The organism is Flectobacillus longus (assembly GCF_030056705.1).
Classification (GTDB): domain Bacteria; phylum Bacteroidota; class Bacteroidia; order Cytophagales; family Spirosomataceae; genus Flectobacillus; species Flectobacillus longus.
The window spans coordinates 86,997-99,395 of sequence record NZ_JASHIC010000022.1 but is presented as its reverse complement, the minus strand read 5'-3'; the positions used below and the strand labels follow the sequence as shown (position 1 = coordinate 99,395).

The following is a 12,399-nucleotide window of genomic DNA, read 5'->3' as shown; positions in this document are numbered from 1 at the left end:
AAAATCAGCCACGTATGCTCATCAAACATCATTTGCCAAATCCACTCAAAGGTTGGCAAGTAAATCGAGAATCTATTGGTTTTCTAGGTCAAAATCTACAGCGTCCAGAATGTATTTTGACCGAACCCGACGGAACCGTTTGGGCAGCAGATGCACGCGGTGGATTAGTAAAAATGCGTCATGATGGTACGCAAAAACTCATAAATCCTTTTACTATTGAGAATATCAGCTCAGACTCGAGCGGTGATGAACGAAACGACAAACGCTACATTCAGGCGCAGGGTTCTCTACCAAACGGAGTTTGTTTTGATAAAAACGGAGATTTTATCATCGCCAATTGGGGTACAAATCATATAGAAAAATTAAGTCGAACAGGCTCATTATCTACACTTGTGACGGAGATAGATGGGCAGCCACTAGGAAAAGCTAATTTTCCTCTTCGTGATTCGAAGGGACGAATTTGGTTTACAGTTACCACTCGAACCGAACCTTGGAGCGACCAAATTAATACCCGTGCCAATGATGGCTATATTGCTTTGATGGACGAAAATGGCGTCAGAATCGTTGCTGATGGATTTTGTGGCACTAATGAAATTCGTTTTGATGATCAAGAAGGATGGCTTTACGTAGTCGAAAGTACCGCTTGGCGTATCAGTCGTATGCGGGTAAAACCCAACGGAGATTTGTATAATCGAGAAGTTTATGGCCCCTCTCAACTAGGTGGCTTTCCTGATGGTTTTGCTTTTGATGCTTATGGAAATCTTTGGATAACGCTCATTTTTACAGATGAACTAATTGCTATTACTCCAGATGGAAACGTAATAACCTTATTAGATGATAGCAATCCTCAAATTAAAGCGGCTCTATTTGAAGCCTACCAAAATCAAGCAGTTACGCCCGAAATATTGATGGCAACACAAGGAACACTTTGCCCATGGATGGCAAGTTTGAGTTTTGGAGGAAAAGACCTCAAAACTGTTTACTTAGGTAGTTTACGAGGCACTCGAATTCCTTTTTTCGAAAGTCCTGTAAGTGGTCAGAAAATGATTCATTGGAAATAGGATATTGTCTATTATGAAAAATCTTTTTGACTTAACAGGAAAAGTAGCACTACTTACTGGCGCCACAAGTGGCATGGGGAAAGCTATTGCCGAGGCATTGGGTTATCATGGAGCTACACTTATCATTGCCAGCAATGATGAGCTTGCTTGTGAGCAAGTGAAAGAAGAGTTCTCTCTAAAAGGTATTGCTACATGGGCAAAAGTCTGTGATGTTAGCGATTCTGCCCAAGTAAAAACTTTGGTGGATGATACCCTACAAATTACTGGAAAAATAGATATTCTTGTCAGTTGCGTCGGCATTGGATTGGCTGGGTCATTGGAAAATATCTCTACTCAAGATTTTTTGCAACTAATGCAAGTCAATCTATTACAAGCACTTGAATTAACTCAGCTCGTGATTCCTTCAATGCGAGAAAACGGAGGTGGTTCAATTATTTATCTATCGAGCATTGCCAGCGTACGAGGCAACAAATCATTAGGTTTATACGGCATAACCAAGGCAGGATTGGTACAATTGGCCCGAAACGTAGCGGTTGAGCATGGTCCTTTGAATATCCGAGCCAATGCTATTTCGCCTGGGATGATCGATACTCCATTTGCCAAAGAACTTCTTTCAAACAAAGAGTTTCTTGAAAAAAGATTAACACAAACCCCTTTGCGCCGTGTAGGTTTACCTGACGAAATTGCAGGCGTTGCCGTCATGCTGGCTTCCAAAGCAGGCGGATTTATTACGGGTCAAAATATCATCGTCGATGGCGGTACCACCATTAGCGATGGAAATTAAAGGATGTTTTAAAACGATAACAGAAAATGAGAAGATTCGAAAACAAAATTGCTTTGGTCACAGGTGCAGCCTCTGGGATTGGTCGAGCAACAGCACTGGCATTTGCCCAAGAAGGCGCAAAAGTAATTTTAGCAGATATTAACCCTGAGTTTGGTAACCATGTATTGGAAAAAGTCAAAGCCTTGGGCAATGATGCCATTTTTGTAGTTTGTAATATTGGAAAAAGAGAAGATGTAATACATGTAATAGAGTGCGCTATTCAACATTTTGGGAGAATCGATGTGGCTGTCAACTGCGCTGGAATTGCTGGAACAGTATCCAAACCTGTTCATGAATATCCTGAGGAAGATTGGATTAACCAGATACAAATCAACCTTATTGGCACATGGTATTGTGTCAAATTTCAGATAGAACAAATGCTAAAACAGGGCGGCGGCAACATTGTATGTGTATCGTCGGCGGCAGGTTTGGTTGGACAGCCCGAAAACTCTCCCTATGCTGCATCCAAACATGGGGTCAATGGGTTGGTAAAATCTGCGGCGATTGAATATGCTACCCAAAATATTCGTGTCAATGCCATTTGTCCCACAGCCATCGAAACACCCATGATTATGCAAGGTCGTCGAAAATTAGCCGAAAACCCTGAGGCATTACAACAGGCTATCAATTTTCAAAGAATGAAACGTATGGGACAGCCTCAAGAAGTAGCTGATGTAGCACTTTGGTTATGTAGTCATGAATCAAGTTTTATCACAGGGCATTGTATGGCAGTCGATGGTGGGGCATTTGCTTAATAAATTGTATTTATCATTATATCTAGTTTATACAAAATATTTTTAATTCATTGTATCAAAAAGAAAATTACATAATTTACTGAATATCAAAATATTACTAATAAAATATCCACTTTTATTCTTATCAACATAGACAGTATATGATAGTTGTCCGTTGGAAAAGCCTAAATTTGAACTAATTCCATCTTTTTTAGAACATTATCAATACTATCCTATGAAAAAAGGTCTATTGCTACTTTTGCTAGTAAGCTTGTGGAGCATTCCAGCGGTCTGGGCAAATTTTAGCTTACACAAACTTCAAGTCAATTATCAAACACAGCCAATAGGCACAGATTTGGCCATTCCTCAGTTTTCATGGCAAATGAAAGCCTTATCTTCCATGAAAGGTTTGTCGCAAATGGCTTATCAAATTAAAGTCTCTGATGACAAAAATCAGGTCGTTTGGCAATCTGGAAAAGTTAATTCTAGTATTTCTCATGCTATTCAGTACGAAGGAAAACCTTTGCTGGCTCGTACCAAATACACATGGTCTGTAACAGTTTGGGATAATAAAGGTAAAAGTTCAACGGCAAGCTCATGGTTCGAAACGGGCTTTATGAATTCCAAACAAGAGGCTTGGGGACAAGCTAAATGGATAGGTGGAACTGACGAAGACCTTGTTTTTTATCCTCATGCGCTTTCGGTTTTCAAGCTTTCTTATGCTATCCAGCTTGACGAAGCTAGCCAGAGCACAAAAGCGTCCTTTATTTTTGGCGCTAATGACCAACGTCTCGCCAATCGCTATCTCAACTATATGGGGGTAGAGCACCAAAACAATGAAAGCTATATTGCTATAGAATTGGATATTAGTTCGCTAACCTCTGAGCCTAGCACCAACGCAAAGCTCAATATTTATCGAGTAGGCTATACAAAGACAGACCAAAAAAATATTCCTGTAAAAGTTATTAATATTCCTCAATCACTTATTAATCAATCCAATAAATATCAAAAACACCAGATTCTTGCGGAATCTATCTTCGGTCTCTTTGAGTTTTATTTGGATGGTAACGACGAAGCTCACAAGCTAAAAGATCCTTCTTTAGAATCCAATTCAAGATTTGGTCCTAGAGGACTCAATCTCAATCCAGTTGGTGCGGGCAATGACTATTTGAGTTATCCGATGGTAGCTGATATGGGATTCAAAGTGGGAGAAAATCAAGTAGCGTATTTTTCTGAGATTACAGTCAAAAACTACCGCTATCCTTCTAATGCTATCTTCGAAGATACCAAGGCTGATGTTTTTATCGGAAAAGGCGTTCAGGCACAAAAAAATCAATATCGTGTAGAAAACACTTTGCTAACGGTTAACGCTAGTCGTAATGCCGAACCAATGCTTCGAACTACTTTTGAGGTAAGTCAAAAAGCTATTCAAAAAGCTCGCTTGTATATCACTTCCAGAGGTATCTATGAAGCGTATCTCAATGGAAAACGAGTGAGTAATGAATATTTCAACCCAGGTTTGACACAGTATAATAAGAATCATACCTATCAAACTTTTGACATCACATCTTCCATTTCGGCAGGAAAAAATGCTTTAGGTACATGGCTGAGCGAAGGCTGGTGGAGTGGAAATATCACTTACAGTGGCAACCATTGGAATTTCTTTGGCGATAGACAATCTCTTTTAGCTAAAATTATTATCACCTATGCCGATGGTTCAGAACAAGTCGTTGACTCAAATCCAAATACTTGGAAACTCAATACCAACGGACCGATTAGATATGGTTCGTTTTTCCAAGGAGAGGTTTATGATGCTACCAAAGAAGCCCCTATTCAAGGGTGGACATTGAGCAATTATGATGACAAATCATGGAAAAAGGCGGTAGAAGTACCCCTCGAAGGCAACTCTTATATGGGAACTTTTAGTGATGTTTTTGGTCAAAAATCTACTTTTGACTACAAAGATTTCAAACTAATTGGTCAGATTGGTGAAAATGCGACCATTGTCAAAACGCTTCAAGCACAGAGTGTTGAGGAAGTCCGTCCTAAAGTTTTTGTCTATGATATGGGACAAAACATGGTAGGCTTTCCACAGATTCAAATTAAGAATGGCCAAAAAGGACAAGTCATTAACATGCGATATGCCGAAATCAAATACCCTAATTTGGCAGCATACAAAGGTAATGAGGGCATGGTGATGATGGAAAATATTCGTGCAGCGCTCACCACCGACCAGTATATTTTGAAAGGGGGCGACGAGGTAATTCAACCAAGATTTACGTTCCATGGGTATCGTTACCTAGAAATCACAGGAATCCAACAAGCTATTCCTGTTACCGATATTAAGGGATTGGTAATTAGCTCAGTAAATGAATTGTCATCAAGCTACGAAACCTCAGATCCATTGGTCAATAAACTTTGGCAAAACATTACTTGGTCTTTGCGCAGTAACTTCCTTTCTATTCCAACAGATACGCCTGCTCGTAACGAGCGCATGGGCTGGAGTGGAGATATTTCGGTATTTTCTAAAACGGTAACTTATTTGACCGATGCCAACTCTTTCTTGAGACGACACCTTTTAGCTATGCGTGATGTACAAGACGAAAATGGTCGTTTTACCGATGTTGCTCCGCTTGGTGGTGGTTTTGGAGGTACGCTTTGGGGTAGTGCAGGTATTGTTGTCGCCTGGGAAACTTATCGTCAATACGGTGATATTCAGTTGTTAGGAGAACATTTTGATGCCATGAAAAAGTATATCAACTTTTTGGAATCAAAAATTGAGAAAAATACGGGTATCCTCAACGAAGGACCTTTGGGCGACTGGCTTAGTCCAGAAGGCAACAAAAATGATAACACCTTTTTCTGGATGGCGTACTTCTCGTATGATTTGAATATTATGAGTCAAATGGCTTCTATTTTAGGTAAAAAAGAGGAAGCAATAGCCTTGAAAAAACGTAGCGAAGAAATCAAAAAAGCTTTCAACGAAATTTATGTTGACAAAAACTCTCATAGAACCGTAAAATCTGGTGTAAAAACAGGCTTTTGGGGTGCACCAAACGAAAAAGAAGGAACGGGCAAAACAGATAAAGGGGTCTTAATAGACACCCAAGCTTCGTACGCTATCCCATTGGCATTAGATGTTTTTGACGAAAACAACAAACCTTATGCTATTCAACATCTGAATGAAACTGTTGCAAGAACCAACAAAGATGATAGCGGTATCGAACGTCCTGCTTATTCGCTCATGACAGGATTTATCGGCACGGCGTCCATCAGTGAAGCACTTTCAGGCAACGGGAATCATGATTTAGCGTACAAGCTTTTGACCAACAAACAATATCCATCTTGGTTGTATTCGGTAGTTAACGGCGCTACTTCGATTTGGGAACGTCTCAATTCTTATACCGTCGAAAATGGTTTTGGAGGCAACAATAGCATGAACTCCTTCAATCACTATTCGTTTGGTGCTGTAGCAGCTTGGATGTACAATTATTCGCTTGGTATTCAAAGACATCCAGAAAAGGCTGGTTTTAAGGAATTTACCCTAATGCCAACGCCTGATCCAAATGGACAAATTACAGAAGCCAAAGGGCATTATGACTCCATGTACGGACGTATTAATAGCGCTTGGAAAAGTTCAGGAAATACTTGGAGTTATCATGCCACTGTGCCTGCCAATACCAGTGCAACACTCTATTTACCTGCTAAATCAATCGCTCAAATTACAGAAAACGGTAAATCTATCAGCACATGGAAAGGTATTAAATCAGAAAAAGGATTTATCATAATCCCATTAGAATCTGGTAGTTATAATTTTGAAATAAAGAAATAAAAGCGTGGTTATCTATTGAGTGATTTGTGATTGAGTGATTTTCCTTAAATCACTCAACCACTCAATCACAAACTTCGAGAGAACTTTTGCTTTATAATAGTAAAAAAATAAACCTAATTCCGAAATCAAAAATCAGCGCTCCGACATAAACAACATCTCTTCATTCATACACCCTAAGGATAATTCTATTTACTTTGTAGCATAAGTCAACAAAAGAAAATTTATGGAATCAAAAGGTGTGGTATTGATTATTGATGATGAAAAGCAGTTACGTGGACTGCTCAAACGTATTGTGGAGTTGGAAGATTACACCGTTTTTGAAGCTGGCGATCTCAAATCTGCATGGCAAGTGCTTGAACGACAACCCATAAAAGTCGTGATGTCGGATGTAAAACTCCCCGATGGCAACGGTGTTGACTTTACAGCAAAACTAAAATCTCAGTACCCTCATCTCGAAATTATTGTAATGACAGCCTATGGCACGATTCAAGATGGCGTTAAGGCCATGAAAAACGGTGCTTTTGATTATTTGGTAAAAGGAGATGATAACGAAAAAATGATTCCCATGCTTGATTTGGCGATGCAAAAAGCCAATCAAGCAAAAACTTCTGAAGTATCCTTAACGGGTTTTGATAAGGTAATAGGTAAAACTTCTATTATTGAAAATGCGGTAAATATGGCAAAACGGGTGGCACAAACCAGCACAACCGTTTTGTTGACGGGCGAAACAGGTACTGGAAAAGAAGTTTTTGCCCAAGCCATTCATGAAGCATCTGCCAGACACAGCGAAAGTTTTGTGGCTATCAACTGCGCAGCTTTTTCGAGAGAAATCCTTGAATCTGAATTATTTGGACATAAATCTGGGGCATTTACAGGTGCGCTGAAAGACAAAAAAGGCTTATTTGAAGTAGCACATAAAGGCACCATTTTTCTGGATGAAATAGGCGAAATGTCGCTCGACCTTCAAGCAAAACTTTTAAGAGTTTTAGAATCTGGTACTTTTTTACGCGTAGGCGACACTAAGGAAGTTAAAGTGGATGTTCGAGTAATTTCGGCGACCAACCGAGATTTAGAAAAAGAATCCCAAACAGGGCATTTCCGTCTGGACTTGTATTATCGTCTTTCGGTATTTCAGATTGTACTTCCTGCCTTACGTGAACGCAAAACGGATATTGTACTGTTGAGTAAACATTTTATTAAAGATTTAAGTAAAAAGTATGGTTTTCAACAAGTTACCATGTCGTCTGAGTTTCAGCAAATACTTGAAAACTATACTTGGCCAGGCAATATTCGTGAACTGAAAAACATCATCGAACGTGCCTTAATTCTACAAAACGATGGTGTATTGCAAAAAGATTGCCTTCCTCCCAATCTCATTCACCACGCTCAAGTCGGTGCTCCAAGTGGTCTGGATTTACAATCGGTAGAAAAATTCCATATCGAAAAAGTACTACAACATACCAAAGGCAACAAGACAGAAACCGCTCGACTGCTCAATATTGGTCTTACAACACTGTATCGTAAAATGGAAGAATACGGCATCTCACTCAAGCTATAACTAGTTCAAGACTTTGTCTTGGACTAGGCAATAGCACATTCACAATCATTTCCATTTTGGTAAAAACCCTTTCATTTTGGAAGGGTTTTTTATTTATCATTTTTTTTCCAAAATAAAAATCATAAAATCAAACAACTGTAAATCAGATTATTACAATTATTTTATAGTAAAAATTGCAGAATTGGAATAGACTTTGGCACACCTAGTAGCAAAGAACAAATAAAAACCCTAAAAAAATGCTACTTACCATCATTCTCGTGCTTTTAGGTCTTTTGGCCTTCTATCTATTCGATTGGACGATAGATTTTTTTGAAAAAATTTAATATACAAAACCCTATTCATCATGATGACGCTATTGCTTGTTTTATCCATCGCTGTTTTTGGCTATTTGTTTTATGTTTTATTAAAACCTGAAAAATTTTAGCCTAACTATCAACTATCGCTATTGTAGGAAAACACTCAATTTTGAAAATCCCTATTACCCAACATGGAAACTGATTTATTAGGCATCGTTGCCACCTTTATACTTACAATTTTACTGGCATGGCCTTTAGGAAAATATATTTCTGCCATTTATACAGGTGCTCCGCATTGGAGCGATAAAATATTTGGAGGCATAGAAAGACTTTTTTATAAAATTGGCGGAATCAATCCCAAGCTCGAAATGACTTGGCAAGAAAGTTTAAAAGCACTTTTAAGCATCAACCTGATTTGGTTTTTGTTCGCTATGTTTATTTTGATGAACCAAGGATGGCTTCCGTGGAATCCCGACCACAATCCTTCTATGTCTCCCGATTTGGCTTTTAATACTGCCGTATCGTTTTTGGTAAACTGTAATTTACAACACTACTCAGGCGAAACAGGAATGTCCTATTTAGGTCAAATTACCTGCTTGATGTTTTTGCAATTTGTCACTGCCGCAACAGGTATGGCTGCATGTGCTGTAGTATTTAAGGCTATGCGTGAACAAACAAGTCAAAAACTAGGAAATTTCTATACCTATTTCATTCAATCGAACACACGTATTTTGCTACCGTTAGCATTGGTAGTGGCAGGATTGCTTCTTTTCGAAGGGGTTCCGATGAATATTGAGGGGAAAGCTAATATCCATACGCTTGAAGGAAATGCCGTACAAGTGGCTCGTGGACCAGCCGCAGCGATGGTCGCTATCAAGCAATTAGGCACTAATGGTGGTGGTTTTTTTGGCGCTAACTCTAGTCACCCACTCGAAAATCCAACGTATTGGAGTAATGCTATTGAAAGTATCAGTATTATCTTGATTCCCATTGCAATGGTCTTTGCCTTAGGGTTTTACCTCAATCGTAAAAAATTGGCTTTGGTAATTTTTGGCGTAATGACCGTAGGTTTCTTGGCACTTATAGCTCCTGCCTTATATTTCGAATGGCAAGGTAATCCCGCTATTGACCACTTGGGAGTTACTCAAACTTTGGGAAATATGGAAGGAAAAGAAACCCGTTTCGGAACAACTCTTTCTACCTATTGGGCAATCATTACGACAGTTACGTCCAACGGTTCGGTCAATGCGATGCACGATAGTTTGATGCCCCTGACAGGAATGAGCGCTCTGTTAGGCATGATGATTAATGCACTGTATGGAGGCGTTGGTGTGGGGTTTCTCAACTTTTATGTATTTATCATCATTGCCGTATTCATTGCAGGTTTGATGGTAGGACGTACCCCTGAATTGTTTGGGAAAAAGATTGAAGCACGAGAAATGAAAATTGCCACGCTCATTGCACTTTTACACCCCTTCTTGATTTTGCTAGGAACGGGAATAGCTACTTATGTAGCGCATCAAAAACCAGATATTGGTTGGCTCAACAACCCAGGATTTCATGGCTTTTCAGAAATGCTTTATGAATATACTTCATCGGCAGCAAACAACGGTTCTGGTTTTGAGGGACTAGGCGACAATACGCCATTCTGGAATATCTCAACAGGTATTGTCCTGATTTTGAGTAGATATATTCCCATTATTGGTCCTGTGGCTATTGCAGGTATTTTGGCGAAGAAAAAGCATATTCCTTCTGGTGCAGGAACTTTACAGCTCGATACCTTGACGTTTGGGATACTCATGTTTGCCGTAATTTTAATCCTAGTAGCCCTTGCCTTCTTCCCAGCCTTAACGCTTGGTCCATTAGCAGAACATTTTTCTTTGAAATAAAAACTTGAGTTCAGATAAATGCTTTTATCCCAACACTCAATCGACAATATGAAAACGACATCCAATGCGCTTTTTACCCAAAAGATGGTAAAAGAGGCTTTATCAGCAGCATTTTCAAAACTCAGTCCCAAACAAATGTACCACAACCCTGTCATGTTTACGGTTGAAATCGGTACGGTGGTGATGTTTTTGGTAAGTATTTATAGTATTTCTCAACCCGACCAAGGTTCGTTTGTCTATAATGCTATTGTATTTTTTGTTCTTTTTCTGACCTTATTGTTTGCCAATTTTGCCGAGGCTATTGCCGAAGCACGTGGCAAAGCACAAGCAGAATCTTTGCGTAAAACTCGTGAAGAAACACCTGCCAAATTGCTCAAAAATGACCAAATACAATCGGTGAGTTCTTCAAGTTTGACCAAAGGGGACTTATTTATTTGTGAAGCTGGCGACATAATTCCAAGCGACGGAGAAATTATTGAGGGTTTGGCGACGATCGATGAATCAGCCATTACGGGCGAATCTGCACCTGTGATTCGTGAGGCAGGTGGTGATAAATCTTCGGTGACAGGTGGTACAAAAGTACTTTCTGATAAAATTAAAGTACGAGTAACCACACAACCAGGCGAAAGCTTTTTGGATAAAATGATTGCTTTGGTTGAAGGAGCTTCTCGCCAGAAATCGCCTAATGAAATAGCCTTGACTATCTTGCTAGCTGGTTTTACCTTAATTTTTATCATCGTCTGTGTGAGTCTTAAACCATTTGCTGACTACGCCAATACACCTATCACGATTGCGGCTTATATATCTCTTTTTGTTTGTTTAATTCCAACTACAATTGGGGGGCTCTTATCTGCTATCGGTATCGCAGGGATGGACAGAGCTTTGCGTGCCAATGTAATCACCAAATCAGGTAAAGCCGTAGAAACAGCGGGAGATATAGATGTTTTGTTATTGGATAAAACAGGTACTATCACTATTGGTAACCGTAAGGCTACGCATTTTTATCCTGCTCCTAATCAAAAAACGGAAGATTTTGTGGAAGCAGTTGTGCTAAGCTCATTGGTCGATGAAACCCCAGAAGGGAAATCAGTCATAGAATTGGCTAGTCAAATCGGCTATACGATTCCTAAATTACCGATGGAAGCCAAAGCCATTCCTTTTACCGCCGAAACCCGTGCTTCTGGCGTGGATTTAGGTAATATTAGTATCAGAAAAGGTGCTATGGACTCGATCAAAAATTGGGTAGAAAAGGCAGGTAACTCTTTTCCCGAAGAGGTAGTGGAAAGAACCAAAAGCATTGCCAGTAATGGTGGTACGCCTTTGGTAGTGGCTCAAAACCAGCAAGTTTTAGGTATTATTGAATTACAAGATATTATCAAAACAGGTATTCAAGAACGGTTTGAACGTTTGAGAAAAATGGGTGTAAAAACTGTGATGGTGACAGGCGATAATCCATTGACTGCCAAATATATTGCCCAAAAAGCTGGGGTTGATGATTTTATTGCAGAAGCCAAACCTGAAGACAAAATGAACTACATCAAAGCCGAGCAAGCCAGTGGTAAACTCGTGGCCATGATGGGTGACGGTACCAACGATGCCCCTGCCCTAGCCCAAGCCGATGTGGGTGTGGCTATGAACTCGGGTACTGCCGCAGCAAAAGAAGCAAGTAATATGGTGGATTTGGACAACGACCCAACCAAATTAATCGAGATTGTAGAAATCGGTAAACAGCTGTTGATGACTCGTGGTACGCTTACGACTTTCTCGATTGCCAATGACGTAGCAAAATATTTTGCGATTGTACCAGCCTTATTTGTAGCAAGTATTCCAGCTTTGCAATCTTTGAATATCATGCGTTTGCATTCGCCTGAAAGTGCTATTTTATCGGCAGTAATTTTCAATGCCATCATTATTCCAATTTTGATACCATTGGCTTTGCGTGGGGTTAAATATCGACCAATTGGAGCCTCAGCTTTATTACAAAGAAATCTCATAGTATATGGCTTGGGCGGCGTTATAGTACCTTTTATTGGTATTAAATTACTCGATATGCTAGTGTCAGTTTGGTTTTAAATATGAATGAAGAATTGTAAATGTGATTTTTTAATCTATAATTCTTCATTCTCCCTTAGCTGTTTAACAAACTCTAAACTTCAATTTCAGCCCTTCAACTGAAGTTTGAATATCATATTACTCATTGGAGTAG

Annotated in this window: 8 protein-coding genes; all 8 read left to right on the top strand. The window is 39.5% G+C overall.

What is annotated here, in order from left to right; all coding sequences use genetic code 11:
• The first annotated feature begins 14 nt into the window (after window positions 1–14).
• The 8 genes from QM491_RS16730 to kdpB all read left to right on the top strand — a co-directional run bounded on the left by QM491_RS16730 (window position 15) and on the right by kdpB (window position 12,266).
• Window positions 15–1,061: an SMP-30/gluconolactonase/LRE family protein gene (locus QM491_RS16730; RefSeq protein ID WP_283328736.1), complete on the top strand. Its 1,047-nt coding sequence runs from the start codon at window positions 15–17 to the stop codon at window positions 1,059–1,061.
• A gap of 13 nt (window positions 1,062–1,074) precedes the next feature.
• Window positions 1,075–1,845, top strand: coding sequence for an SDR family NAD(P)-dependent oxidoreductase (locus QM491_RS16725; RefSeq protein WP_283328735.1), 771 nt, complete (start codon window positions 1,075–1,077; stop codon window positions 1,843–1,845).
• A 26-nt stretch (window positions 1,846–1,871) separates the two neighbouring features.
• Entirely contained in the window at window positions 1,872–2,639 is a 768-nt protein-coding gene (locus QM491_RS16720) for an SDR family NAD(P)-dependent oxidoreductase (RefSeq protein WP_283328733.1), read from the top strand.
• 214 nt (window positions 2,640–2,853) lie between these two features.
• Window positions 2,854–6,450 carry an alpha-L-rhamnosidase gene (locus QM491_RS16715; RefSeq protein ID WP_283328731.1) on the top strand — a complete coding sequence of 1,199 codons (3,597 nt, stop codon included), beginning with the start codon at window positions 2,854–2,856 and terminating at the stop codon, window positions 6,448–6,450.
• 223 nt (window positions 6,451–6,673) lie between these two features.
• Window positions 6,674–8,008: a sigma-54-dependent transcriptional regulator gene (locus QM491_RS16710; RefSeq protein ID WP_283328729.1), complete on the top strand. Its 1,335-nt coding sequence runs from the start codon at window positions 6,674–6,676 to the stop codon at window positions 8,006–8,008.
• A 343-nt stretch (window positions 8,009–8,351) separates the two neighbouring features.
• Window positions 8,352–8,432, top strand: a complete 81-nt coding sequence (gene kdpF / locus QM491_RS25560; protein ID WP_095164260.1) for a K(+)-transporting ATPase subunit F — start codon at window positions 8,352–8,354, stop codon at window positions 8,430–8,432.
• Between the two features lie 63 nt (window positions 8,433–8,495).
• Window positions 8,496–10,193: a potassium-transporting ATPase subunit KdpA gene (kdpA, locus tag QM491_RS16705; protein ID WP_283328727.1), complete on the top strand. Its 1,698-nt coding sequence runs from the start codon at window positions 8,496–8,498 to the stop codon at window positions 10,191–10,193.
• A 48-nt stretch (window positions 10,194–10,241) separates the two neighbouring features.
• On the top strand, window positions 10,242–12,266 hold the full coding sequence (gene kdpB / locus QM491_RS16700; protein WP_283328725.1) for a potassium-transporting ATPase subunit KdpB: 2,025 nt from the start codon (window positions 10,242–10,244) through the stop codon (window positions 12,264–12,266).
• Window positions 12,267–12,399: the final 133 nt, after the last annotated feature.